Origin of the sequence: Parasalinivibrio latis (genome assembly GCF_036825535.1) — a bacterium.
In the GTDB taxonomy this organism is placed as follows: Bacteria; Pseudomonadota; Gammaproteobacteria; order Enterobacterales; family Vibrionaceae; genus Parasalinivibrio; species Parasalinivibrio latis.
This window is the reverse complement of sequence record NZ_CP098812.1, coordinates 816232-841017: the sequence shown is the minus strand read 5'-3', so window position 1 is coordinate 841017 and position 24786 is coordinate 816232. Positions and strand designations below refer to the sequence as shown.

At 50.1% G+C, this 24786-nt stretch carries 25 protein-coding genes; 5 read left to right on the top strand and 20 right to left on the bottom strand.

Annotated features, from left to right (window positions below):
- Positions 1–22 precede the first annotated feature (22 nt).
- From hscB to trmJ, 6 genes are all read right to left on the bottom strand, one after another.
- Positions 23–538 (bottom strand): co-chaperone HscB, encoded by a 516-nt coding sequence (hscB, locus tag NF212_RS04130; RefSeq protein ID WP_434359084.1) that lies wholly within the window; start codon positions 536–538, stop codon positions 23–25.
- A gap of 28 nt (positions 539–566) precedes the next feature.
- On the bottom strand, positions 567–890 hold the full coding sequence (gene iscA / locus NF212_RS04125) for an iron-sulfur cluster assembly protein IscA (protein ID WP_434359082.1): 324 nt from the start codon (positions 888–890) through the stop codon (positions 567–569).
- A gap of 24 nt (positions 891–914) precedes the next feature.
- Entirely contained in the window at positions 915–1298 is a 384-nt protein-coding gene (gene iscU, locus NF212_RS04120) for a Fe-S cluster assembly scaffold IscU (RefSeq protein WP_434359080.1), read from the bottom strand.
- Positions 1299–1331: 33 nt separating this feature from the next.
- Entirely contained in the window at positions 1332–2546 is a 1215-nt protein-coding gene (locus tag NF212_RS04115; protein WP_434359078.1) for an IscS subfamily cysteine desulfurase, read from the bottom strand.
- Positions 2547–2575: 29 nt separating this feature from the next.
- The gene (iscR, locus tag NF212_RS04110; RefSeq protein ID WP_434359076.1) at positions 2576–3097 is read right to left on the bottom strand and encodes a Fe-S cluster assembly transcriptional regulator IscR; all 522 of its coding nucleotides are present in this window, start codon (positions 3095–3097) and stop codon (positions 2576–2578) included.
- Positions 3098–3208: 111 nt separating this feature from the next.
- Entirely contained in the window at positions 3209–3943 is a 735-nt protein-coding gene (trmJ, locus tag NF212_RS04105) for a tRNA (cytosine(32)/uridine(32)-2'-O)-methyltransferase TrmJ (protein ID WP_434359074.1), read from the bottom strand.
- Between the two features lie 181 nt (positions 3944–4124).
- Between trmJ and suhB the strand changes: the two genes are divergently transcribed.
- Positions 4125–4928 (top strand): inositol-1-monophosphatase, encoded by an 804-nt coding sequence (gene suhB, locus NF212_RS04100; protein WP_434359072.1) that lies wholly within the window; start codon positions 4125–4127, stop codon positions 4926–4928.
- 227 nt (positions 4929–5155) lie between these two features.
- Here suhB and secF read toward each other — a convergent pair whose 3' ends face one another.
- From secF to NF212_RS04065, 7 genes are all read right to left on the bottom strand, one after another.
- Positions 5156–6103: a protein translocase subunit SecF gene (secF, locus tag NF212_RS04095; RefSeq protein ID WP_054670103.1), complete on the bottom strand. Its 948-nt coding sequence runs from the start codon at positions 6101–6103 to the stop codon at positions 5156–5158.
- A gap of 12 nt (positions 6104–6115) precedes the next feature.
- On the bottom strand, positions 6116–7966 hold the full coding sequence (secD, locus tag NF212_RS04090) for a protein translocase subunit SecD (protein WP_434359069.1): 1851 nt from the start codon (positions 7964–7966) through the stop codon (positions 6116–6118).
- Between the two features lie 27 nt (positions 7967–7993).
- The gene (gene yajC / locus NF212_RS04085) at positions 7994–8323 is read right to left on the bottom strand and encodes a preprotein translocase subunit YajC (protein WP_434359067.1); all 330 of its coding nucleotides are present in this window, start codon (positions 8321–8323) and stop codon (positions 7994–7996) included.
- 34 nt (positions 8324–8357) lie between these two features.
- Positions 8358–9485 carry a tRNA guanosine(34) transglycosylase Tgt gene (tgt, locus tag NF212_RS04080; RefSeq protein WP_434359065.1) on the bottom strand — a complete coding sequence of 376 codons (1128 nt, stop codon included), beginning with the start codon at positions 9483–9485 and terminating at the stop codon, positions 8358–8360.
- Between the two features lie 118 nt (positions 9486–9603).
- On the bottom strand, positions 9604–10656 hold the full coding sequence (queA, locus tag NF212_RS04075) for a tRNA preQ1(34) S-adenosylmethionine ribosyltransferase-isomerase QueA (RefSeq protein ID WP_434359063.1): 1053 nt from the start codon (positions 10654–10656) through the stop codon (positions 9604–9606).
- 114 nt (positions 10657–10770) lie between these two features.
- The gene (locus tag NF212_RS04070; protein ID WP_434359061.1) at positions 10771–11835 is read right to left on the bottom strand and encodes a S1 family peptidase; all 1065 of its coding nucleotides are present in this window, start codon (positions 11833–11835) and stop codon (positions 10771–10773) included.
- Between the two features lie 149 nt (positions 11836–11984).
- Positions 11985–12977, bottom strand: a complete 993-nt coding sequence (locus NF212_RS04065) for a S1 family peptidase (protein WP_434359059.1) — start codon at positions 12975–12977, stop codon at positions 11985–11987.
- Between the two features lie 209 nt (positions 12978–13186).
- Here NF212_RS04065 and NF212_RS04060 point away from each other — a divergent pair, with 209 nt between their 5' ends.
- Both NF212_RS04060 and NF212_RS04055 read left to right on the top strand, forming a co-directional pair.
- A complete protein-coding gene (locus NF212_RS04060) occupies positions 13187–13633 on the top strand; it encodes a CBS domain-containing protein (RefSeq protein WP_434359057.1) in 447 nt (148 codons plus the stop codon).
- 35 nt (positions 13634–13668) lie between these two features.
- On the top strand, positions 13669–14277 hold the full coding sequence (locus NF212_RS04055) for an ACP phosphodiesterase (RefSeq protein ID WP_434359055.1): 609 nt from the start codon (positions 13669–13671) through the stop codon (positions 14275–14277).
- A 147-nt stretch (positions 14278–14424) separates the two neighbouring features.
- Here the strand turns inward: NF212_RS04055 and aceA are convergent, their stop codons facing one another.
- The 3 genes from aceA to NF212_RS04040 all read right to left on the bottom strand — a co-directional run bounded on the left by aceA (position 14425) and on the right by NF212_RS04040 (position 19034).
- Positions 14425–15735 (bottom strand): isocitrate lyase, encoded by a 1311-nt coding sequence (aceA, locus tag NF212_RS04050; protein ID WP_434359053.1) that lies wholly within the window; start codon positions 15733–15735, stop codon positions 14425–14427.
- A gap of 86 nt (positions 15736–15821) precedes the next feature.
- Positions 15822–17438 (bottom strand): malate synthase A, encoded by a 1617-nt coding sequence (gene aceB / locus NF212_RS04045; protein ID WP_434359051.1) that lies wholly within the window; start codon positions 17436–17438, stop codon positions 15822–15824.
- Between the two features lie 699 nt (positions 17439–18137).
- On the bottom strand, positions 18138–19034 hold the full coding sequence (locus NF212_RS04040; RefSeq protein ID WP_434359049.1) for a hydrogen peroxide-inducible genes activator: 897 nt from the start codon (positions 19032–19034) through the stop codon (positions 18138–18140).
- A 122-nt stretch (positions 19035–19156) separates the two neighbouring features.
- On the opposite strand from NF212_RS04040, the gene NF212_RS04035 reads away from it, so the two are divergent.
- Together NF212_RS04035 and NF212_RS04030 are read left to right on the top strand one after the other, a co-directional pair.
- Entirely contained in the window at positions 19157–19759 is a 603-nt protein-coding gene (locus NF212_RS04035; RefSeq protein ID WP_434359047.1) for a peroxiredoxin C, read from the top strand.
- 222 nt (positions 19760–19981) lie between these two features.
- Positions 19982–20719: a copper homeostasis protein CutC gene (locus NF212_RS04030; RefSeq protein ID WP_434359045.1), complete on the top strand. Its 738-nt coding sequence runs from the start codon at positions 19982–19984 to the stop codon at positions 20717–20719.
- Here NF212_RS04030 and ppk2 read toward each other — a convergent pair whose 3' ends face one another.
- The 4 genes from ppk2 to pstA form a co-directional block, all read right to left on the bottom strand.
- Entirely contained in the window at positions 20720–21520 is an 801-nt protein-coding gene (gene ppk2, locus NF212_RS04025; RefSeq protein WP_434359043.1) for a polyphosphate kinase 2, read from the bottom strand.
- A 120-nt stretch (positions 21521–21640) separates the two neighbouring features.
- Positions 21641–22348, bottom strand: a complete 708-nt coding sequence (gene phoU / locus NF212_RS04020) for a phosphate signaling complex protein PhoU (protein WP_434359041.1) — start codon at positions 22346–22348, stop codon at positions 21641–21643.
- Between the two features lie 9 nt (positions 22349–22357).
- Positions 22358–23176 carry a phosphate ABC transporter ATP-binding protein PstB gene (pstB, locus tag NF212_RS04015; protein ID WP_434359039.1) on the bottom strand — a complete coding sequence of 273 codons (819 nt, stop codon included), beginning with the start codon at positions 23174–23176 and terminating at the stop codon, positions 22358–22360.
- Positions 23177–23194: 18 nt separating this feature from the next.
- Positions 23195–24784, bottom strand: coding sequence for a phosphate ABC transporter permease PstA (pstA, locus tag NF212_RS04010; RefSeq protein WP_434359037.1), 1590 nt, complete (start codon positions 24782–24784; stop codon positions 23195–23197).
- Between the last annotated feature and the right edge of the window lie 2 nt (positions 24785–24786).

The following is a 24786-nucleotide window of genomic DNA, read 5'->3' as shown; positions in this document are numbered from 1 at the left end:
AGGCTTAACGCCTGTCAGGGTTCTACCCTAGCAGGCTGTCTTCAACGCGGGCTATTTCGTCTTTGAGTTTCACCACAAATTTAAGCTTGCGGACAATCACCGCAGCGTCATCCCATGCCTGCCCGTCAAGACTCGCTTTCAGCTCACTGACCAGTGATTTAAACATCACCTGAATTCGACCATCAAAGTCGAAAAGCATATCTTCTGCATCAGTGCTGTCAGAAATCTCTTCCAGTTCCTCACGCAACATCATCTGCTGCATCAGAAACTCGGGATCCTGCATGGTCTGCTGTTCCGCCCTGATATCTACCTGGTTTTCAGCAAGCATATATTCTGCTCGGCGAACCGGATCTTTCAGGGTCTGGAAGGCATCATTAATTTGGGCAGCCCGCTGCACAGCTTCGAGCTTTTCACGCTCGCCAGCCGTAGCAAAGTTGTCCGGATGAAATTTCCGCTGCAATTCGCGGTAGGTTGAAGAAAGTGAGCTACCGTCCAGCTCAAACTGGAACGGTAGCCCGAAAAGTTCAAAGTGATTCATGGTAGCTCGCGGCCTTACTCAAATACGTTTAGACGTTGAAGCTCTCACCACAACCACATTCGTTCTTCACGTTCGGGTTGTTGAATTTGAAGCCTTCATTCAGGCCTTCTTTGGTAAAGTCGAGCTCTGTACCGTCAAGGTAGAGCAGGCTTTTACTGTCGATGATGACTTTTACGCCTTTGTCTTCAAAAACCTTGTCTTCGTCAGACAGCTCATCAACAAATTCGAGCACGTAGGCCATTCCCGAACAGCCGGATGTGCGAACACCCAGTCGTAAACCCAGCCCCTTGCCTCGGTTGGCAAGGAATTGGCGAACGCGGTTAGCTGCCGTTTCAGTAATCGAAATGCCCATACGTACTACAACCCTCTACTGTTCTTATGACTGATGTTTTTTCTTGTAATCGCTGACAGCTGCCTTGATAGCATCTTCTGCCAGGATTGAGCAGTGGATCTTAACCGGAGGCAGTTCCAGCTCTTCAGCAATTTCTGAGTTTTTGATAGATGCAGCTTCATCCAAGGACTTACCCTTTACCCACTCTGTTACCAGTGAGCTGGACGCGATTGCGCTACCGCAACCATAGGTTTTAAAACGCGCATCTTCGATAATGCCGGCGTCGTTTACCTTAATCTGCAGCTTCATCACATCGCCACAAGCAGGCGCACCAACCATGCCGCTGCCTACTGATGGATCATCTTTTTCAAATGAGCCCACGTTACGTGGATTCTCGTAATGGTCGATTACTTTTTCACTGTAAGCCATGGTGTTTCCCTCGTAATCCCAATATCCAGTAACTTAGTGGTGAGCCCACTCAACGCTGTTCAGGTCGATACCTTCTTTGTGCATGTCCCAAAGTGGTGACATATCACGAAGCTTGGATACCGCATTGCAAATCAGTTCTGCAGCGTAATCCACTTCTTCTTCCGTTGTAAAACGGCCGAAGCTAAAACGAATCGAGCTGTGTGCCAGTTCATCATTCAGGCCCAGGGCGCGCAGTACGTATGAAGGCTCAAGGCTGGCAGATGTACAGGCAGAGCCGGAAGAAACAGCCAGGTCTTTAAGTGCCATCAGGAGAGATTCACCCTCGACGAATGCAAAGCTCACGTTGAGGTTTTGAGCTACGCGCTGATCAAGGTCACCATTAACGGTCACTTCTTCGATCTCTTTGATGCCATCAAGGAAGCGATTACGCAACGCCAGGGAGTGCTGACGATCCTGTTCCATCTCTTCCTTGGCAATGCGGGCAGCTTCGCCCATACCAACGATTTGGTGGGTAGGCAGTGTACCGGAACGCATACCGCGCTCATGACCGCCACCGTGCATCTGCGCTTCCAGGCGAACACGTGGTTTACGGCGTACGTAAAGCGCACCGATGCCTTTAGGGCCGTACATCTTGTGGGCACTTAGAGAGACCAGATCAACCTTCACTTTCTGGGTGTCAATCTCAATCTTGCCTGCAGACTGGGCTGCATCAACATGGAACAAGACTTTACGTGAACGGCACAGCTCGCCAATCGCTTCAATATCCTGAATCACGCCAATTTCGTTATTCACATGCATGATAGAAACCAGGATGGTGTCTTCACGGATGGTGTCAGCCAGTTTCTGGAGATCAATCAGGCCGTTTGCTTCAGGCTCCATGTAGGTTACTTCATAACCTTCACGTTCCAATTGTCGGCAGGTATCCAGAACGGCTTTGTGTTCGGTCTTGCTGGTGATGATGTGCTTGCCTTTCTTGTCATAGAAATGGGCTGCACCCTTGATAGCCAGGTTATCTGACTCTGTGGCACCAGAAGTAAATACGATTTCACGTGGGTCTGCATTCAGCAGGTTAGCGATATTCTCGCGTGCCTCATCAACAGCTTCTTCAGCTTGCCAGCCAAAACGGTGCGAACGGGAAGCCGGGTTACCGAAAGTCCCATCGATGGTCAGATACTCCATCATCTTCTTCGCTACGCGCGGATCCACCGGGCAGGTCGCTGAATAATCGAGATAGATTGGCAATTTCATTTCACTCTCCAACTACACCAACAGCGTGCTTATGAGCGCACATTAACGCCGATGAGGGCACTGTCTTGCTTGGCTCTTGTTCCCAATGTGTTCCGCGGAGTATGCGCGGTATCCTGACGGGCATCCTGTTGTCCCGCCACTTGTTGTACGTCGTTATCTTTCATTAGCTCACCCAGCGTAATATCGCTGAGGAAGCTGCTGATTCTTGAGCTGAGATCGCTCCAAAGGGCGTGAGTCAGACAGCGGGTTCCACCCTGGCAATCAGCTTTGCCCTGACACTTGGTCGCATCTACTGACTCATCAACTGCAGAAATCACAGTACCGACAGGAATATCATTGGCGTCTAAGCCCAATCGATAACCACCACCCGGTCCACGCACACTGGACACCAGTCCGGCTTTGCGAAGACGAGAAAACAACTGCTCCAAATAGGAGAGCGAAATTCCCTGACGCTCAGAAATATCAGCAAGAGGAACCGGTCCTTGCTCCGAGTGCAGTGCCACATCAAGCATGGCTGTTACAGCATATCTTCCTTTTGAAGTCAGTCTCATAGCTTTTATGCCTGTCGGTTATTGTTACAGGCAGTTTTGCATACCTGACTATTTCAGTCAAGTATATAACCATATAATTGAGTCAGGCTTTTAACCTTTAGGTTACAAAGGTTAATTGTCACCTTTTTGCATCAGCTTTTCTACCGATGAAAGCACACCGCGCAGTATGTTCAGCTCCTGAATTTCAGGGCGGGCACGGTTGAACAGGCGACGGAGTTTGTTCATTACCATTCCAGGGTGCTTTTTACGAATAAACCCTGTTTGTGACAAAACACTTTCAAGGTGGCCGTAAAACAGCTCCAGTTCTTCGCTGCGAGGGTATTCCTCTTCCATCTTTTTCTCTTCGCTGTATTCCAGGCTTTCCAGCCAGGCCATACGTGCTTCGTAAGAGACGGTCTGTACTGCCATTGCAAGATTCAGCGAACTGTATTCCGGATTTGCCGGAATATAGACATGGTAATGGCAAAGTTGCAGTTCTTCGTTGGTCAATCCGGTACGTTCCCGGCCAAAAACGACAGCCACAGGATGGGTTGCGGCCTCTTCAACCAACTTGCGGCCACACTGGCGAGGATCCAGCATCGGCCAGTCCAGTGTCCGGCTGCGCGCACTGGTGCCAACAACCAGGCCACAGTCAGCAATGGCTTCTTCCAGGGTATTTACGATACGCGCATTGTTTGCGATATCGCTGGCACCGGCAGCGAGTGCGATCGCCTGCCCATCTACCGTACACTCCGGCGCTACCAGCACCAGGTTTTTCAGCCCCATGACTTTCATGGCGCGAGAGGCAGATCCGATATTGCCGGAATGTGTCGTTCCTACGAGAACAATGCGTATATTGTCTAACATCTGGGGTGCTATCAGCTATGAATTAAAACGGGCGGGATTCTAACATATCCGGAACGAGAATCGTCATCTGAATGACACATTCAACAAGAGGCGGACAAAAAATAACCACTTTCCTTTTGGATAAACTCTGTTATACTCGCCGCCGCTTTTCGTTCTTTAACATCCACTGGGAAGATATCGTATGCATCCGATGCTGAACATCGCCATTCGCGCTGCGCGCAAGGCGGGCGACTTTATTGCAAAATCTCATGAAAACGCTGATTCGGTAGAAACCCTTCAGAAAGGCACCTACGATTTTGTTACAAACATCGACAAGGGCGCTGAAGCCATCATCATCGATGTAATCAAGAAATCATACCCTGACCACGCATTCGTGGCAGAAGAGTCTGGCTCACAAGGCAATGCCAAGAGCGACTATCAATGGATTATCGACCCACTGGATGGCACCACTAACTTCGTTAACGGTCTGCCACACTTCGCTGTGTCTATCGCCCTGCGTATCAAAGGCCGCACTGAACTGGGCTGTGTTTACGACCCAATGCGCAACGAACTTTTCACCGCCCAACGTGGTGCAGGTGCGCAGCTGAACAACCGCCGTATCCGTACTGGCAACTCTAAAGACCTGACCGGCACTGTACTGGCTACCGGTTTCCCATTCAAAGCCAAGCAACACTCTGAAAGCTTCATGAAGATCATGGCTGCCCTGTTTGTTGACTGCGCTGACTTCCGCCGTACCGGTTCTGCTGCACTGGACCTGTGCTACCTGGCTGCCGGTCGTGTAGACGGTTTCTTTGAACTGGGCCTGAAGCCTTGGGATATCGCGGCAGGTGAGCTGATTGCACGCGAAGCCGGTGCTATCGTCACTGACTTCACCGGCGGTACTAACTACATGTCTAACGGCAACATCGTTGCTGCGAACGCCAAAGTACTGAAAGGCATGCTGGGTAAAATTCGCGAAAACGCGAACGAAGCCATGATGAAGTAATTCATCTGCCTGAACTGAAAAAAGCGCCGAGAGGCGCTTTTTTTGTATCTGGGGTAAGGAAAACAGGGTGGAAGGCCCTAGGAAAAGACGGTAAGAGCTCTTTTCCCGCACCATTCCAGCTTTGCTTTCAAGTTCAAGGACCCAGGACCCGACTTTCCCATATCCACATAAAAAATGCGCCCCGAAGGACGCATTCCATATTCATTGGCTAAACCTGATTTCCTGCCTTATGGCATTGAATCAAACTCAGCGCCTTCCTTCTCAACCTGTGGTGGCATCAGAAGTTCACGGTTAATACCGAGTTTCAGAGCCAGTGCCGAGGCCACATAGATCGAAGAGTAAGTACCTACGGTGATACCAATCAGCAGTGCGGTAGCAAAACCGTGGATCATTGCCCCACCCTTCGCAAAGAGTGCGATAACCACAAACATAGTCGTACCGGATGTAATCAGTGTACGGCTCAGTGTCTGGGTGATGGAGGTATTGATAATCTCCGGTGGCTCCCCTTTACGCATCTTGCGGAAGTTTTCACGGATACGGTCATACACAACGATGGTATCGTTAAGTGAGTAACCGACAACCGTCAACAGTGCCGCCACGATGGTCAGGTCGACTTCAATCTGAAGCAGAGAGAAGATACCCAAAGTGATGATGATATCGTGAGCCAGTGACGCAACCGCACCGGTAGCCAGACGCCATTCAAAGCGTACAGACACGTAGATCAGGATACAAATCAGCGAAACAAGGATAGCCAGGCCACCGGCTTCAGCAAGTTCATCACCCACGTTAGGGCCAACAAACTCTACGCGGCGCATTTCAACATTTGCACCGGTACCTTCCTTGATGGCTGCAATAACCTCAGTACCCAGGGTTTCGCTCTTCACGTTTTCACGAGGCTGGAGACGAACCATCACATCACGGGCAGTACCAAAGTTCTGCACCACGGCATCGCCATAGCCCTTCGCTTCCAGTGATTCACGCACCTTTGGCAGATCAGCCGGCTGGTCAAAACCTACTTCAATCAGCGTACCGCCGGTGAAGTCCAGGCCCCAATTCAGCCATTTTGTCGACAAGGTTACGATAGAAGCTGTGATCATCAGCGCCGAAAAGAAAAACGCCAGCTTGGACCAACGCATGAAATCGAACGGCTTGTCACCTTTCATCAGAGTAAGCATGCTCAGGTCTCCTTAAATCGACAGCTTCTTCACACGCTTACCACCATAGATGAGGTTCACCACAGCACGGGTGCCCACAATGGCTGTAAACATGGAAGTCAGGATACCGATAGACAGGGTAACCGCGAAGCCCTTAACAGGCCCGGTACCCACCGCAAACAGGATGATAGCGGTAATCAGCGTGGTGATGTTGGCATCGGCAATGGTGCTGAATGCGTTGGCATAACCCTGGTGAATTGCCTGCTGAGGCGAACGCCCGTCGCGAAGCTCTTCCCGGATACGCTCAAAGATAAGCACGTTGGCATCGACCGCCATACCCACCGTCAATACAATACCGGCAATACCCGGCAGCGTCATGGTAGCCCCTGGAATCATCGACATGACACCGATAACCAGGATGATGTTGGTACCAAGTGCCAGGTTGGCAATCAGGCCAAAGCCGCGGTAGTACAGCATGGTGAAAACCATCACTGCCACCAGACCCCAGATACATGCCTGGATACCCATATCAATGTTCTGCTGACCCATAGATGGGCCGATGGTGCGTTCCTCAACAATTGAGATAGGTGCAATCAAGGCACCTGCACGCAGCAGCAGAGACAGGTTGTGGGCTTCAGCTTGGGAGTCGATACCCGTAATGCGGAAGTTGCGGCCCAGGGCTGACTGGATAGTCGCCTGGTTGATTACCTCTTCATGCTTCTCGAGAACAACCTTGCCGTTGGCATCGCGCTTTCCGCTGTCCTTGTACTCTGCAAACACGGTCGCCATCAGCTTACCGATATTCTTTTTACTGTACGCAGACATCTTGCTGCCGCCTTCGGCATCAAGCGAGATATTTACCTGTGGGCGGCTGTATTCATCAAAGCTGGAGCTCGCATCCGTAATATGGTCACCGGTCAGGATAACGCGCTTTTTCAGCACAGCCGGACGCCCATCTCGGGTTTTCAGCACTTCGCTGCCCGGTGGTACGCGGCCAGCTGCTGCGGCAGCCAGATCGGCAGTGTCATCCACTTCACGGAATTCCAGGGTCGCTGTTGCCCCAAGGATTTCCTTGGCACGCGCGGTATCCTGAACACCCGGAAGTTCTACCACGATACGGTTGGCACCCTGACGCTGAACCAGCGGTTCGGCTACACCCAGCTCATTCACACGGTTACGCAGGATAGTGATGTTCTGCTCTACCGCATAGTTCTGGATTTCCTTCAGGCGAGCTTCACTGAACACGGCCTTCAGCGCATGACGCGAAGAGTCAGTAGTGAACACCATATCAGGGTGGTTCTTCTTCAACAGGGCTTCAGCCTTGTCCAGATCAGCACTGTTGCGAAGCATCACTTCAACAGAATCGTTGTCACCGGTGCGTACAGCACGGTAACGGATTTTGTCTTCACGAAGCTCAGTACGGAATGCGTCTTCCTGTTGAGTCAGCAGCTTGTCCATAGCGGCATCCATATCCACTTCCATCAGGAAGTGAACGCCACCACGCAGATCAAGACCCAGTTTTAAAGGACTGGCACCAATGGCTTCAAGCCATTCTGGTGTAGAAGGGGCTAAGTTGAGGGCGACTACGTAGTTTTTACCCAGATCATCACCCAGTTCATCACGGGCACTGATTTGAGTATCTGTATTATTGAAACGAACCAGAACCTGGCCATTTTCGAGAGCTACAGATTTGAAAGGAATATCCTGTTTGTTCAGGATTTGTTTGACGTCATCCAGAGTCGAAAGATCAACCGAGGCGCCACGCGCCCCGGAGATTTGAACCGCTGGATCTTCGCCGTATATATTGGGAAGCGCATAAAGGGTGCCGACAAAAAGTACCAGCACCAACATAATGTACTTCCACAAAGGATATCTATTAAGCACAGCTACGATCCTTCATGGCGTATGATTTTACAGAGACTGGATAGTCCCTTTTGGCAGAACGGCAGTCACGAAATCACGCTTGATGGTTACTTCGCTGTTGTTGTTCAGCGCGATAACGATGAAATCGTTGTCTTCAGCGATCTTGGTAATTTTACCTACCAGGCCACCGTTGGTCAGCACTTCATCACCTTTCTTCATGGAACCCATCAGGTTCTTATGCTCTTTCACGCGCTTGGCTTGCGGGCGGTAAATCATGAAATAGAAAATAACCGCGAACAGAGCCAGCATGATGAACAGCTGCATACCACCGCCCTGTGGGGCACCTTCAGCAGCAGCGTGTGCTTGTGAAATAAACATGAAGTCACATCCTCATTGTTAGTTGTAGTTAATATTAAATTTCTTTAAGCGGCGGCACTTCACGGCCGCGGCGCGCATAGAATTCTTCTACAAAGGCCTCTAATCTACCTTCCTCAATAGCCTTACGCAAACTCGCCATCAGGCGCTGATAGTAACGCAGGTTGTGGATGGTATTTAAGCGCGCACCCAAAATTTCATTACAGCGATCAAGGTGATGCAGGTAAGACTTGCTGTAATTGCGACATGTATAGCAGTCACATTCCGGATCCAGCGCCGTGGTATCTTCACGATGCTTGGCATTGCGGATTTTAACTACCCCACCGGTCACAAACAGATGGCCGTTACGTGCGTTACGGGTTGGCATCACACAGTCGAACATGTCAATACCGCGACGTACGCCTTCAACCAGATCTTCTGGCTTACCCACACCCATCAGATAACGAGGCTTGTCTTCCGGAAGCTGAGGACAAGTGTGCTCCAGCACCTTGTGCATCTCTTCCTTCGGCTCACCTACAGCCAGACCGCCTACAGCATAACCGTCAAAGCCGATCTCTGTCAGGCCTTTAACGGAAACGTCACGCAAATCTTCGTATACACTGCCTTGTACGATTCCGAAAAGCGCATTTTTGTTACCGAGTTTGTCGAAATGGTTGCGGCTGCGCTTCGCCCAGCGCAGGGACATTTCCATCGACTTCTTGGCTTCATCATGCGTCGCCGGGTATGGCGTACATTCATCAAAGATCATGACCACATCGGAACCCAGGTCATACTGGATTTCCATAGACTTTTCCGCATCCATAAAGATACGGTCACCGTTTACAGGGTTACGGAAATGTACACCCTCTTCGGTGATCTTGCGGATGTGGCCAAGGCTGAATACCTGGAAACCGCCTGAATCTGTAAGGATAGGACCCTGCCAGTTCATAAAATCGTGCAAATCACCGTGCGCGCGCATCACTTCCTGACCAGGGCGTAACCACAGGTGGAACGTGTTGCCCAACAGGATCTGTGCGCCAGTGTCGGCCACTTCTTCCGGCGTCATACCTTTTACGGTGCCGTAAGTACCCACAGGCATAAAGCAGGGGGTTTCAACCGTGCCGCGTTCAAATTGAAGGCGTCCGCGGCGGGCCCGGCCATCTTTCTTAATCAGTTCGTATTTCACGAGACCTCCAGTTGCCAGAAAAACAGTCTGACATAATTATCCGATGCCAACAGGCCTTGCCCGGTGCACCCTTTAAATAACAACGGAAACCGCTGAAGGCTTCCGCTGTTTAATAAACTCAGTCTTGCTTGCGCCTCACAAACATTGCATCGCCATAACTGAAGAACCGGTATTGATTTTCCACCGCTTCTTTATAGGCGTTCATTACATTGTCATATCCGGCGAAAGAGCTAACCAGCATAATGAGCGTGGATTCTGGCAGGTGGAAGTTTGTTACCAGGCAATCCACGACCTGCCACTCGTAACCCGGGTAGATAAAGATTTGGGTATCATCAAAGAAAGGTTCCAATTCAACCCCTTTCTTTTTGGCTGCCTGTGCCGCACTTTCCAGCGAGCGTACAGACGTGGTGCCTACTGCAATGACCCGGCCGCCACGCGCCTTTGCAGCTTTCACGGCATCAACCACATCTTGCGGTACTTCAGCGTACTCTGCATGCATGACATGGTCTTCAATCGTGTCTACGCGCACCGGTTGGAAGGTGCCCGCACCAACATGCAAGGTGACAAAGGCTGTTTCAACACCTTTCGCCTTCAGCGCTTCCAGCATTGCCTCATCAAAGTGCAGGCCGGCAGTTGGCGCAGCAACTGCGCCCGGCTTTGCATTATAAACCGTTTGGTAACGCTCTTTATCGCTGTCTTCATCCGGACGGTCAATATAAGGAGGCAGCGGCATGTGGCCAATTTTCTCCAGCACTTCCAGCACTGCCAGTTCGCCGTTAAATCGGATTTCAAACAGCGCATCATGGCGGGCAACCATTTCCGCTGAAAACTCATCATTCTCACCGAGGAAAAGCTCGGTACCCGGTTTTGGGGCTTTAGACGCTCGGACATGAGCCAGAATGGTTTTCTGGTCCAGTACCCGTTCCACCAGCACTTCAATCTTGCCACCGGATGCTTTACGGCCAAATACACGCGCAGGGATTACCCGGGTATTATTAAATACCATCAGGTCACCCGGCTGAATCAGCTCGAGGATATGGCGGAAGTTTTGGTGCTCAAGCGCACCGGTGTTACCGTCCAGCGTCAGCAGGCGGCTTGCGGTACGATCTGGTTGCGGATACCGGGCAATTAACTCGTCCGGCAGGTCGAAATGAAAATCTGAAACTTGCATGAAACTGGCCCCAATTTACAGCAGCAGGCTAGTATAGGCTGCTGGGGTGCAATATCAAGCAAATTGGCAAGGAATGGCGGGGGCCATTCCTTGGTACAGGCTCAATTCAGAACGTTAGCTTCTTGGTTTCCGTAACCGGATTTTTCGGCCGGACATGACCAACCCCGCCAACAACCACCAAAGGCTGAACGCACCGCCGCCAGAACTTGATCCGAATGGCAGGCTACCACTGCCCTCATTGGCATCTGGGTCTGGGTTAGGTGTTGGGTTCGGGCCGGGATCCGGTGTCGGGTCTGGAGCAGGCCCGGGATTCAATGGGGCATCTCCCATGGTACTGGCAATCCAATCCTGGTAAGTCGAAACCTGCGTGTATCCATCTTGGTTGTTACCCAAGCCACATCCGGCGCCATCACCAAAGCTGACAACCCCTACCAAGCGCTTACCGCCATCGGGATCCCCCTGATATACCGGATCTTCCCATACAAGTGGACCACCGGAGTCACCGCTGCAAACTCCCGTATGGGCACTTTGCGCACATATGTAGTAGTGACTGTCTTCACTATTAACCCAGCTACAATCTGAGTCTGCTACACCGATAACGTCAGCAACCTGAAGATTTTCAGGTGCCGTTCCATTGTCATCAATCAGACCCCAACCGGACACAGACATCAATTTATCGTTGCCATTTTGGATAAAAGTATCATCTAGGTTCGCCTGGGTAGCTGAACCGGCTAACGCCATATAGACAACTTCAGGGGGCAAATCGCTCCCCAGCTGTATCAACGCAATATCATTAATAAATCCAATATCAGAATATCGCGGGTGCATGTAGACATTGGCGACGGCTATTTCATTCGCTTCCGCCATCGCATCCTCAAGCCTTGTATGCCCTGCGGACACTTTGACCTGATATGGAAAGGCTTCTGCTGAAATACCATCATTTGGAACAGTATCCAGATCTACACAGTGCGCAGCTGTAACAACCCAGCGCTTATCGATTGCCGTACCACCACAGCGATATGTACCCGAATTGACTTCCAGTTTCACCAGCACTTGCCAGGGAACAGCTTCAAATGTTGTATCGTTGCCGTTGATAATTCGGCTGTTCATTTCTGCTGTCGAGCTGAAAGACAGGCTTAACAACAGGATTGCCGGAATCAGTTGTGCCGTACTCCGCATTCTTCTCTCCACATAAGCAACGCGAGATGTACCACAATAGTCATGTGATATCAGTTGGTTAATATATTTAGGGAGAAGACTAAACAGGCAGGTGTATAAAAATCAATCCATTTCACGCCAGAAAATTACTAATAACGAGGTACTTCACTTTAGTCATTGCAACAAAGTGCATTTCTTGTTCGTCCCATAGCCAATGTGAGCATGAGAACGAAGAACGTTATTGGGTTTACTGACCCTCCCCCGCTCCCGGAACTGGAAGCTTTAGGGTTTTCCACTGAAACCGCGGGGCAACTTCCAGTAATACATCCGTCAATCCAATCTTTGAATGTCGCGACTTCTGTGTAACCATCCGGTGTCCCCGTTGCGCATCCATTTGAAGAACCAAAACTAACTATACCAACAAGCCTTCTTCCGCCGTCTGCATCACCGGAATAAACAGGATCAACCCAAACCAGAGGCCCACCGGAGTCACCTTTACATGTTCCAGTAGGTATACTGGCTGCACAGATAATCTGATTGCTGGCTGCATTTCCCGCCCAGTAACAACTTGTATCTGCGACGCCATTGACATCCGCTTTCTGCAAATAGAGTGATCCAGAACTGTTAGTGTCGGTTTTTCCCCAACCGGAAACGAGCATAGAGTGATTTGTCTGGGCAACTAATGCCGCATCAAGATTAGCCTGAGTGGCTGTGTTTGCTATTTGAATGTTTTGTGTCTGGGCGGGTGTGGATGCGGAGAGTTCTATAAGTGCAATATCCCCCATGAGGCTCACATCGTTATACCCACCATAGATATAGACCTGCTTGACCGGTGTGGTATAGGAGTCTGCATCCAATATATAAGTAAAGCCGGATGAAAGGGAAACCTGGGAGCTGGAAACAGGTGTGACAACTCCATCTTTTTCAATGGGATCCTGGTCAAGACAATGTGCAGCAGTGGCAACCCATCTGTCAGCAATGATGGCACCACCACAATAGTATGTACTCCCTTGCTTGCTGATTCTTACAAGGGTCTGCCACGGTACATCAGAGACACTGGCATCACTTCCACCGACAATGCGTTTTTGGGGAGTATCAGCCCATGCTACGTCCACCAAAAACAATGCTGCAGGAAAGAGCAAAGCAGCAAACAGTTTTCCCATAAACACATAGGCCCAAAAATAACTATCCCATCATTAAGATTACCAGCAATTAACATTAATGCGACGCATGTTTGATTTGTTAGATATAGACGAGGTCTATGTGGCGTATTTCACATGTTCTTTCAGCGCAAATAGAGAGATCAGTCACCATTTTTTCATCGACCTTCCTCTACATTAATCTTAAAGAAACGATAAAAAAGGAGGCATTTATGTTTACCGTTCAGGACATGATGACCCCGCATCCTTTGTTCCTCAGTGCGAGGGATACTCTAGCCCAAGCCAAAGAGTTAATGGACAAGCACGGCATTCGTCATCTTCCTATCGTTGATACACACCAGCACCTGCTCGGCCTGGTAACTCAACGAGATATTCTTGCGGCGCAGGAGTCCAGCCTTACCCACCAGTCAGGCAGCAACAAAGACTCTGTCATGGACACTGAGTTGGGAGCCTACACCGACAGGAAGCTCCATAGCATTTCCCCCCTTGGAGGTCTCAAAGAAGCGGCTAAGTATATGCAACAACATAAAATAGGTTGCTTGCCCGTTGTATCTCATCAAAAACTGGTCGGGATCATTACAGATACTGATTTCGTCTCAATTGCCATTACATTGCTTGAGATACAGGAAGAGACTGAACCTTTGGAGGAAGATGAGTAAGATGGCAGGAGAATTTGATAAAATCCGGATTTTCTTTGAACTATCTTGCTCACCTGCATATCGCCGAACAGTGTAACAGCAGCCTGCTGGGTAATCTGGCCGCAGACTTTATCCGGGGGAAACCGGAAAAACAGTTTTCCCCAGAAATAAGCCAGGCTATTTACCTGCACCGCTTTGTTGACGGTTATATTGATGCCCTGCCGGAGGTAAAACACTGCAGAAGGTTTTTCCCGACGGAGCTATACCGTTTCAGTGCCATTGCCCTTGATATTACCTGGGATCACTTCCTCGCCCGGCATTGGGAGCAATACCATCCTGACTCCCTTGAAAAGTTTATTTCAAACGCTGAAATGCTTTGCCAGATCCCTGATTATGAGCCCTTCCCCCAAAGATTTATTACGGTCAGCCAGAAAATGTGGCATGAAGGCTGGATTTTGTCATACCGGGACAGGGACACTGTCGGTTTTGTCCTTGAAAGAATGTCCACCCGAAGCCCAAGAATGGCTTCATTGGCAGATTGCTTCCCCACTATAGAAAAACACTACTCCGAGTTTGAAAGTGCATTCCCGGGAATTTACCGCCAGACCCTGACTGCAGCAAAGAGTTGGTGTGAAAATAGCTCCGATCAAAAAATGGGAGCATAAGCTCCCTAAAATCACCACGTTTAGCTATCGCAGTAGAACGAAACAAGTATGCGGGTGCATACATGCAAATTAGCAAATAGTTACCAATATCAATCAACAAGGTTTCTCGCTAGGAGTAGCGGCGCGGCAAACCGCGCCGTTTTTTCATCAGAACTGGTCTTCTTCTGTTGACCCGGTGAGAGCCGTTACAGAAGACGCACCACCCTGAATGATGTTGGTCATGGTATCGAAGTAACCGGTACCCACTTCCTGCTGGTGAGCAACGAAGGTATAACCGCGTTCTGCTGCTTCGAACTCCGGACGCTGAACTTTCTCAACGTAGTGACGCATTCCTTCACCCTGTGCATAAGCGTGGGCAAGATCGAACATGTTGTACCACATGTTGTGAATACCGGCCAAAGTGATGAACTGGTACTTGTAACCCAAATCAGAGAGCGCTTGCTGGAACTTGGCAATGGTCTCTGCATCTAGGTTTTTCTCCCAGTTGAACGATGGCGAGCAGTTGTAAGCCAGCAACTGATCCGGGAACTGTGCGTGGATAGCCTCAGCAAACTTGCGCGCTTCTTCCAGGCAAGGCGTTGCTGTTTCACACCAGATCAGGTCAGCATAGGGGGCATAAGCAAGACCACGGGAAATAGCCTGGTCAATACCGGCACGTACGCGGTAGAAGCCTTCTGCAGTGCGCTCACCGGTCACAAAATCCGCATCATACGGGTCAGCATCTGATGTCAGCAGGTCTGCAGCGTTTGCATCGGTACGGGCAATAACCAGTGTGGTAGTGCCGGCTACATCCGCAGCCAGACGGGCAGCGACCAGCTTCTGGACAGCTTCCTGGGTCGGAACCAGTACTTTACCGCCCATGTGGCCACACTTCTTCACAGATGCCAGCTGGTCTTCAAAGTGCACGCCTGCCGCACCGGCATCAATCATGCTCTTCATCAGCTCATACGCGTTCAGTACACCACCGAAACCGGCTTCTGCGTCTGCAACGATAGGCAGGAAGTAGTCAGTGCCATTGTCATCTTCCGGCGCAACACCACGTGACCACTGGATTTGGTCTGCACGACGGAAAGAGTTGTTGATACGCTTTACAACAGCCGGTACGGAATCGACCGGATAGAGGGACTGGTCCGGGTACATGCTGGATGCCGTGTTGTTATCAGCCGCCACCTGCCATCCTGACAGGTAAATCGCCTCAATACCCGCCTTCGCTTGCTGGACTGCCTGACCGCCGGTCAATGCACCCAGGCAGTTAACGTAACCCTTCTTAGCACTGCCGTTAACCAGTGACCACAGCTTGTCTGCGCCGTTTTGGGCAATGGTGTTTTCCGGTACGACTGAACCACGCAGCGTCACCACTTCTTCTGCAGTATAGGTACGCTTTACGTTTTTCCAGCGCGGGTTTTCAGCCCAGTCTTTTTCGATGGCTTCAATCATCTGTTGACGAGTCATTGTCATTTTAAAGTCCCTCTTGTCTCACCGGCCTCGGCCGAATTTATTATTAGCAAACGTAGGTTCAAAGGTGCCTTTTCAGCCCTGAAGGCTTAAGGCAAATACTCATATCCTGGCAATGTAAGGAAGCCTGTCAGCTCATCACTGGTGGTGAGCCTGTTCATCAGCTCACCGGCTTCTTTGTAGCGACCGGCATTGAAGCGTTCAGATCCAATCTCCTGCTCCAGCACCGACATCTCTTCATCAAGGAACTGTTCAAACAGTGCCTTGGTCACCGTTTTTCCGTTGCTCAGCGCCTTGCCGTGTTTAATCCACTGCCAAATGGATGCACGTGAAATCTCTGCAGTCGCGGCATCTTCCATCAAACCATAGATAGGCACACAGCCATTCCCGGAAATCCACGCTTCGATATACTGGACTGCCACACGGATGTTATGGCGCATACCGTCTTCGGTACGCTCGCCTTCGCAAGGCGCAAGCAAATCCTCGGCAGTGACGGGGGCATCCTGTTCACGGCTGATATCAAGCTGGTTGGGCTTTTCACCAAGCGCCAGGTCAAATACCGCACGGGCCGTGTCTGCCAGACCGGGGTGGGCAACCCAAGAACCGTCATGGCCGTTGTTGGCTTCAAGCTGCTTGTCAGCCTGGATTTTATCCAGTACCCAGGCATTCTTTTCCGGATCCTTGGAAGGGATGAAGGCAGACATCCCTCCCATAGCCAACGCTCCACGGCGGTGGCAGGTACGAATAAGCAACCGCGAATACGCATTCAGGAATGGCTTGTCCATGGTAACCACCTGGCGATCCGGCAGAATCCGGTCAGGGTAGTTACGCAACGTTTTGATATAGCTGAAGATGTAATCCCAGCGTCCGCAATTAAGAGCCACAATGTGGTCTTTTAGGCTGTGGAGGATTTCATTCATCTCAAACACAGCCGGCAGGGTTTCAATCAGGACAGTGGCCTTGATAGTTCCGCGAGCCAGGCCAAATTCATCCTCGGTATAGCTGAATACTTCACTCCACCACGCAGCTTCCTGATGCGCTTGCAGCTTGGGCAGGTAGAAATAGGGTCCACTGCCTTTCTTAAGCAGGTTTTTGTAGTTGTTTACAAAATAAACCGCAAAATCGAACAGAGAACCTGGGATGGACTCACCGTTAAACAAAACATGCTTTTCAGGCAGGTGCAGACCACGCACACGGCATATTAATACGGCTGGATCATCGTGAAGACGGTACTCTTTCCCATTCCCAGGGTTGGTGTATTCGATTGTGCCATTAACTGCGTCACGCAGGTTGATTTGACCGTCTAAAGCAGCATCCCAAGCCGGTGCAAATGAGTCTTCAAAATCGGCCATGAATACTTTTACATTGGCGTTAAGCGCGTTTATCACCATCTTGCGTTCAACCGGACCGGTGATTTCAAGGCGCCGATCCTGAAGATCTGCCGGAATGCCACGGATGGTCCAATCCCCTTCGCGGATAGCTTTGGTTTCCGGGAGGAAATCCGGTAATTGACCACCATTGATCTTTTGCTGTCTCTCTTCCCTTGCCTCCAGCAGCGTTTTGACGCGGGGTGCGAATTTACTTACCAGACCGGAAAGAAACTGGATGGCTTCATCGGACACCACTTCCTTCTGGCGCTCCGTTAAAGATTGTGTGAAGTGTAACTGCTGGCTCATAGCCTGCTTCTCCATCGTCATAGCCATCATCCTCCCTGATAACGCGATATCTATTGACTGGCAGTGATTACAGTTGTCGTGATTTATATCATTTGTAAGTTTTTCACGACCGTTCTTTCAGTTTTTATTTTATCAGCTTTTCTTGGGCTCCCTCTGAGCGCTTTTTTAAGTTGGCGGATTGCTAATTAAAAATCAACCACCATTTAAAAATAAGCTTTAGACATTAGTCTTATGAAATATTAATAATCAATAAGTTAAAACATTTTAGAGTTAAAGCTCAAAACACCGAATTCAAACGTTTTCCAGTACTAAATTTGGATTCACATAAATTCCCCTCCCAAAGCCATTTTGTAACCTATTACGTAATTTTATTACATTTTTTCACGTCAATGTTTTGATGGCCCTGAATAGTTTTAAACGGGGTTCTTGGTTAAAACAAAGATAAGATTTCATATATTTCAATAAGATACGACAATGACAAAACAATCACTTATTCGCGTAAGGAATTAAATGTAGGTTGCTTATTCAAAAAAAGAACATGAAGAATTTGCGAAACATCTTTCAGTTTCGCCCCATTTGGCAAAAGAAGGGAAAAGCATGAGAGTTGGATCAAAAAAGGAAAATCAGAATATTGTTCTAAATTTAACCATTGAGCTAGGAGATAGCTAATAGGCTAAGCTAAATATTGTTAAAATATTGTAAAAACACTCTTGCGGGACTCATTTCCGGCTACAGTATCCCCTCTACAATATCCGCCAAAAGTTGGAAAGTCCTGGTACGGCTGGAGGTTGGGCGCCATACCAACCCAATTTCACGGTACGCAGCCTGCCCCGGCGGATCAACAATAACAAGGTTCTGATTGCTCAACAGTCCATGATCGATCGCCATTTGTGGAATAAATGTAGTTCCCAGGCCATTGGCAACCATCTGGACCAGGGTATGCAAACTGGTGGCAGAAAAAGGGTTAATCTTCTCTTTCGAGGTAAGGCGACAGGCAGAAACCGCATGTTCTGTCAGGCAGTGCTCACGCTCTAGCAAGTAAACAGATTCATCCGGCAGATCTGCATACCGGATAGGCACACTGACGCGGCTGGCCTGTTCCCTGCTCATCACCATTTTGAACGCATCTTTGCCTACGATTCGGCAACGCATGCCCCCAATTTCTACCGGCATAGCCAGCACCAGTACATCCATCTCACCATTATGCAGTGCAGCCAGCAAATTGGTGGTGGTATCTTCCCGCAAAAGCAAACTGAGATTCGGATATTTTGTATTGATTTCCTGCACTAAGTCGCTCAGAAGGAATGGCGCAATGGTCGGGATACAGCCAACCCGGAGCTTCCCCTGTGTTGCATCCCCAACACATTGGCTCAGCTCCATCAGATCCCGGCTGCGAGATAAAATCTCCCGGCTTCTGGCTACCACATCTTCGCCAAGTGACGTAAAAACAAGGGTTTTACTGTCACGTTCGATTAACTGGCAACCGACTGTATCTTCCAGTTTCTGGATACCGGAGCTCAGGGTAGACTGGCTGACAAAACACCGTTTTGCAGCGTCACCGAAGTGTCGGGTCTCGTGCAGTACCACCAAGTAGTGTAACTGCTTGATTGATGGAAATTTGCTCATCGCTTTTTTCGATTATACCAATCTAAATAATCCGCTTTTTTCAATCTATCAGGTTGACTATAGTTTGTCTCGCTTAAACACGGATTCCCAATTTAGGGCTAACCCATTTCAGGAGCTAAGTTATGGTACTAGTAGGTCGTCAGGCACCAGATTTTACTGCCGCAGCAGTTCTCGGTAACGGTGAAATTGTAGAAAACTTCAACCTTAAGCAGTACATCGAAGGTAAAACTGCCGTTGTTTTCTTCTACCCACTTGACTTCACTTTTGTGTGCCCTTCTGAGCTGATCGCCTTTGACAAGCGCATCGAAGAATTCCAGTCACGCGGTGTAGAAGTAATCGGTGTTTCTATCGACTCCCAGTTTACTCACAACGCTTGGCGTAACACTTCTGTAGAAAACGGTGGTATCGGCCAGGTTCGTTACCCACTGGTTGCAGACGTTAAGCACGAAATCTGCCAGGCATACGACGTAGAACACCCAGAAGCTGGTGTTGCTTTCCGCGGTTCTTTCCTGATTGATAAAGAAGGCGTTGTTCGTCACCAGGTAGTTAACGACCTGCCACTGGGCCGTAACATCGACGAAATGCTGCGCATGGTTGACGCCCTGCAATTCCACGAGACTCACGGCGAAGTGTGCCCTGCTCAGTGGGAAAAAGGTAAAGAAGGTATGGACGCTTCTCCAGAAGGCGTTGCCAAGTACCTGTCTGCACACACTGAAGACCTGTAATTTCAGGCATTTGACTAACGCGTAAGCGTAAAGCCAAAAAGTCAGCAAAAAAAACGAGAGGCCCGGACCACCGGGCCCTTTTTGTATCTGGCGTTTCGTAACCCCTGTCACCCTTTCACTTCTTTTCAGACCCGCTTCAGCGCAAATAACTTCCCATTTTTTTTCTAGCAGGTAATGTGGTTGCCAATGCCTCAGGGCATGTTAGACAACAAGGAGTTATTCATGTCTGTAACTGTCGAAGTCTGTATCGACAATATTGATTCACTCTCCCGCGCCATTGCCGGTGGTGCAAACCGTATCGAGCTCTGCGCCTCTCTTGTCGCCGGAGGACTGACAGCAAGTGCCGGTTATATGAAGCAGGCGGCCAAACTATCAAACGTGCCGGTATACGCCATTATTCGCCCACGTCAGGGGGATTTCTACTTCAGCGACAATGACATTGAGATCATGCTGGCTGATATCCACCAGGCAAAACAAGCAGGACTTCAAGGGGTCGTCATTGGGGCACTTAACCAGGACGCGACAGTCAACCAAAGTGCCGTTGAAGAAATGATGAAAACCGCCGGCGGTATGGGCGTGACTTTCCACCGAGCAATCGACCAGTGCAGCGACCTATACAACGGCTTGGATTTTTTGATGTCTCAAGGAGTTGAGCGGGTGCTTACATCGGGGCAGGCCGTAAACGCAGTCGAAGGGATTCCGGTTCTTAAGAAAATGGTGATGTACTGCGGAAGCAGATTGTCAGTGATGCCGGGAGCAGGTGTGTCACCTGAAAACGCCGCGCAAATAATCCGCGAAACCGGAGCCCGGGAGATCCACCTTTCCGGTAAAACTACCCGGGCGTCTAAAATGCTGGCAATCGCCGGACAGGCATCAATGGGCAACGTGGATGATTTTGCTATCCCAAGTACCTGCCGTGGCACAATCGCTCGGACGGTAGCGGCTGTCAGCGAGTACTGATTATTTCTTTAATTCTGCCGCCTCATCCGGAACGAAATTCTGCGACTCAATCGGAGCCCGGATGTACCCTTCCTGGTTAAGGGGCGGCAGTTCCAGTTCCGGGTATTCAATCTCTTCGTACGGAATTTGCTTGAGGAAGTGGGAAATACAGTTAATCCTCGCGGATTTCTTGTCATCAGCTTCCACTACCCACCATGGTGAGTCTTTAGTATCCGTGTAGGCAAACATCCTGTCCTTGGCCTGAGAGTACTCCGCCCAGCGGCTTCTGGATTCCAAATCCATCGGGCTGAACTTCCATCGCTTGATAGGCGTGTTTACCCGTTCAAGGAACCGCTTCTCCTGCTCTTCATCCGAAACAGAAAACCAGTATTTAACCAGCACGATTCCCGAGCGCTGCAGCATCCGCTCAAACTCCGGGCAACTGCGCATAAACTCTTCGTACTCTTCATTGCTGCAAAAACCCATCACCCGTTCCACACCCGCCCGGTTGTACCAGCTTCGGTCAAAGAGGACAATTTCCCCTGCCGCTGGAAGGTGGGCAGCATAACGCTGAAAATACCACTGGGTGCGCTCCCGCTCAGTCGGCTTATCAAGGGCAACCACGCGGCAAACACGAGGGTTGAGCTTTTCCATAATTCGCTTGATAACACCGCCTTTTCCGGCAGCATCCCGCCCTTCAAAGATCACCACGACCTTAAGGCCTGTTTTTTTCACCCACTCCTGCAGTTTTACCAGCTCTATCTGTAACTCGACCAACCGTGTCTCATAGGCTTGCTTGGAGAGTTTTTTCTTTTTCGCCATACCACCTCCCTGCTAATGGCGTAGGGTATCAGTAAACTCTGGTACCCCTACACCGTAGGAAAACTGGCATAAAAAAACAACGCCCCTTTTTAGGAAACGTTGTCTTTAGCAAAAACGGGATTAGCGCAGGATTCGTTCTAAGTCTTCTTTGTTGGTGTGGCGGATGTCCTTGCCCTTAACAAAATAAATGATGTACTCACAGATGTTCTGGCATCGGTCACCAACCCGCTCTATGGCGCGGAGTGACCACATGACTTCCAATACATTGGGGATCGAGCGGGGATCTTCCATCATGTAGGTCATCAGTTGGCGGATGATGCCCTCATATTCCCTATCCAGGGATTCATCCGACCGATACACTTCCAGCGCTGCATCCACGTCCATGCGGGCAAATGCATCCAGTGCCTTGTGCAGCATTTTCGCTGCTTTGTGGCCCAGATTCTCAAGGGAAACAAGAAACGGTTTTTGCTCGTTGCCCGAGTTGTCCAGTGCCATGTTGGCGATACTGTTCGCCGCGTCGCCAATTCTCTCAAGGTCCGTAATGGTCTTGATAATTGCCATCACCAGGCGGAGATCTCCGGCTGTTGGCTGGCGTTTGGCAATTATCCGCGTACAGGCTTCATCAATCGCCACTTCCATGGAATTAACCTTGTGGTCCTCCCGGATAACATGCTTGGCAAGATCCATATCCTGTTCATGAATTGCCTGCAGGGCATCCGTCAGCTGACGCTCCACCAACCCACCCATAGCGAGGACATGGGTACGGATGGCTTCCAGCTCATTATTGAACTGACCGGAAATATGCCTGCCGAGGTTGACGTTATCCAAGAGTGCTCCTTATCCGTAGCGACCGGTAATGTAATCTTCCGTTTGCTTATTCTTTGGTGTGGTAAAAATGGTATTTGTGTCAGCGTATTCCACCAGCCTACCAAGGTTCATAAAGGCGGTTTGATCCGACACCCGCGCGGCCTGCTGCATGTTATGGGTAACAATAACCACAGTGTACTTGGTTTTCAGATCGTATATCAGCTCTTCAATTGTAAGGGTTGATATCGGATCGAGTGCTGACGTCGGCTCGTCCAGAAGAAGCACTTCCGGCTCGATAGCAATAGCCCTGGCAATGACAAGACGCTGTTGCTGACCGCCTGAAAGGCCAAACGCATTTTCATTGAGGCGATCTTTCACCTCATCCCATAAAGCTGCTGCACGCAGCGATCTCTCAACTGCTTCATCCAGTGCCCGGGTGTCTTTTATACCCTGAAGGCGAAGGCCGTAAACCACATTTTCATACACTGATTTAGGAAATGGGTTCGGACGCTGGAAAACCATGCCTATCCGGCGCCGAAGCGCAGCAACATCCACGTCGCGGCTATAAATATTCTGGCCGTGCAGGGTTATCTCACCGGAGACATCACAGCCTTCAATGAGATCATTCAGCCGGTTGATACAGCGCAAAACGGTTGATTTACCGCAGCCTGACGGCCCGATAAATGCCGTTACCTGCCCCTTGGGAATCCGCATATTGATATCGAACAACGCCGGTTTACCGTTGTAAGACAGATTCAGGTCTTTCACGGTCAGCGCTGTCTGGTCCTCCGGGAGGTTTTCCAAATCAATCGGTTCAGGGACGCCAATGGCTGCATTTACCGAAAACATGTGTTCTCCAACAAAGCGTTATTGTTCAAGCGTGCGGTATTTTTCCCGCAAGTGATTCCGGATTGCTATCGCGGACAGATTAAGTGCAACGATAACCGTAACCAGGAGAAAGGAGGTCGCATAGACCAACGGCCGGGACGCCTCAACATTGGGGCTTTGAAAGCCCACATCATATATATGGTAGCCCAGGTGCATGAATTTCCGGTCCAGGTGGACATACGGGAATATCTGGTCAACCGGGAGATCAGGGGCCACTTTTACCACCCCGACAAGCATCAGTGGAGCCACTTCGCCGGCTGCCCGGGCAATCGCCAGAATTAGCCCGGTCATAATGGCAGGGCTGGCCATAGGCAACACAACTCGCCACAGGGTTTCCGCTTTGGTAGCCCCAAGGGCCAGGGATCCGTGCCGGACAGACGCCGGAATACGTGTCAGGCCTTCTTCTGTCGCAACAATAACTACCGGCAACGTCAACAGAGCAAGGGTGAGTGCAGACCACAATACACCCGGCGTGCCGAAAGTAGGGTTGGGCAGGCTGTCTGAAAAAAACAGCCGGTCGATATTGCCACCCACCATGTAAACCAGAAAACCTAGGCCAAAAACGCCATAAACGATGGACGGCACGCCTGCCAGATTGACCACGGCAATGCGGATAATCCGGGTAAAGACATTTTTCTTGGCATATTCATGCAGGTAGATAGCCGCCACTACCCCAAGCGGCGTCACCATCATCGACATCAGGATCACCAGGAACACGGTGCCGAATATCGCCGGGAACACTCCCCCTTCCGTATTCGCCTCTCTCGGGTCAGACGACACAAAGCTGGCAATCTGGGTCACCCAATGAGTCAGTTTTTTGCCCAGTACCATGTCGTTCGGCAGCCAGGCATTAACGACATTTCCAAGTGGGACTGAGACCTCTTTCCCTGCCGCCGTTTTTACCACCAGCAAGGAAGTATCGAGCTCATCACGCAGCGCTGCAAGTTCAACGTCCACTTCCCTGATTTGGATAAGTACCTTGTTACGTTCTGCGCCGTGCCCGGTTTCCAGCTTCACAAGGCGGTGGTTTAACGATGCAAGGGTCGACTGCAACGCCTCAATTTTCCCCTGCACATTTTTACCGAGCTGCACAAATGCAGACAGTGCCTCGCTTTCCTCTGGGAAGGACTTCCCTTCAATGATGACGTTTAGCAGTTGGCCGTAAAATTCCCCGCCCTGCCCCCGCTCGATTGCCACCATACCCATTGGTGTGGTGCGAGAAACAATGAGAGGAGCCAAAATATAGGTGAAATCATGATTTTGCAGATCACGGTTGCCGGTTTTAACCAGTATCCGTTCCATCTCTTGCGGCAGCCCGGAAACATCGTGCCCCGCATCCGCAAGTTGGGTTCGCGATACTTGTTTACGCTCATAGATTTGGCCGATTATGTTTTGTCTGGCTCCGTCAGGGGATACCACTTCAAACTGGTACACCGGAGCCGGCCAGAAGTAGCTGAGCCCCTTCCAGCCGATAAGCAGAAGGACGCCCAGCACCGCTACCAGGCTGATACTCACCATGCCGCCTGACAGCCAAATCCACGGGCTGCCTGATTTGAACCACTTAAACATCT

Excerpts from the sequence above, each read along its gene's own strand:
- NF212_RS04070 (WP_434359061.1), bottom strand. The coding sequence starts at position 11,835 with ATGCGGAGTACGGCACAACTGATTCCGGCAATCCTGTTGTTAAGCCTG.
- iscU (WP_434359080.1), bottom strand. The coding sequence starts at position 1,298 with ATGGCTTACAGTGAAAAAGTAATCGACCATTACGAGAATCCACGTAAC.
- pstB (WP_434359039.1), bottom strand. The coding sequence starts at position 23,176 with ATGTTTTCGGTAAATGCAGCCATTGGCGTCCCTGAACCGATTGATTTG.
- yajC (WP_434359067.1), bottom strand. The coding sequence starts at position 8,323 with ATGTTTATTTCACAAGCACACGCTGCTGCTGAAGGTGCCCCACAGGGC.
- secF (WP_054670103.1), bottom strand. The coding sequence starts at position 6,103 with ATGCTTACTCTGATGAAAGGTGACAAGCCGTTCGATTTCATGCGTTGG.
- aceB (WP_434359051.1), bottom strand. The coding sequence starts at position 17,438 with ATGATGGCTATGACGATGGAGAAGCAGGCTATGAGCCAGCAGTTACAC.
- NF212_RS04030 (WP_434359045.1), top strand. The coding sequence starts at position 19,982 with ATGTCTGTAACTGTCGAAGTCTGTATCGACAATATTGATTCACTCTCC.
- NF212_RS04115 (WP_434359078.1), bottom strand. The coding sequence starts at position 2,546 with ATGAAATTGCCAATCTATCTCGATTATTCAGCGACCTGCCCGGTGGAT.
- queA (WP_434359063.1), bottom strand. The coding sequence starts at position 10,656 with ATGCAAGTTTCAGATTTTCATTTCGACCTGCCGGACGAGTTAATTGCC.
- iscR (WP_434359076.1), bottom strand. The coding sequence starts at position 3,097 with ATGAGACTGACTTCAAAAGGAAGATATGCTGTAACAGCCATGCTTGAT.
- NF212_RS04035 (WP_434359047.1), top strand. The coding sequence starts at position 19,157 with ATGGTACTAGTAGGTCGTCAGGCACCAGATTTTACTGCCGCAGCAGTT.
- pstA (WP_434359037.1), bottom strand. The coding sequence starts at position 24,784 with ATGTTTAAGTGGTTCAAATCAGGCAGCCCGTGGATTTGGCTGTCAGGC.
- NF212_RS04060 (WP_434359057.1), top strand. The coding sequence starts at position 13,187 with ATGTTTACCGTTCAGGACATGATGACCCCGCATCCTTTGTTCCTCAGT.
- NF212_RS04040 (WP_434359049.1), bottom strand. The coding sequence starts at position 19,034 with ATGAGCAAATTTCCATCAATCAAGCAGTTACACTACTTGGTGGTACTG.
- iscA (WP_434359082.1), bottom strand. The coding sequence starts at position 890 with ATGGGCATTTCGATTACTGAAACGGCAGCTAACCGCGTTCGCCAATTC.
- hscB (WP_434359084.1), bottom strand. The coding sequence starts at position 538 with ATGAATCACTTTGAACTTTTCGGGCTACCGTTCCAGTTTGAGCTGGAC.
- suhB (WP_434359072.1), top strand. The coding sequence starts at position 4,125 with ATGCATCCGATGCTGAACATCGCCATTCGCGCTGCGCGCAAGGCGGGC.
- trmJ (WP_434359074.1), bottom strand. The coding sequence starts at position 3,943 with ATGTTAGACAATATACGCATTGTTCTCGTAGGAACGACACATTCCGGC.
- aceA (WP_434359053.1), bottom strand. The coding sequence starts at position 15,735 with ATGACAATGACTCGTCAACAGATGATTGAAGCCATCGAAAAAGACTGG.
- ppk2 (WP_434359043.1), bottom strand. The coding sequence starts at position 21,520 with ATGGCGAAAAAGAAAAAACTCTCCAAGCAAGCCTATGAGACACGGTTG.
- NF212_RS04065 (WP_434359059.1), bottom strand. The coding sequence starts at position 12,977 with ATGGGAAAACTGTTTGCTGCTTTGCTCTTTCCTGCAGCATTGTTTTTG.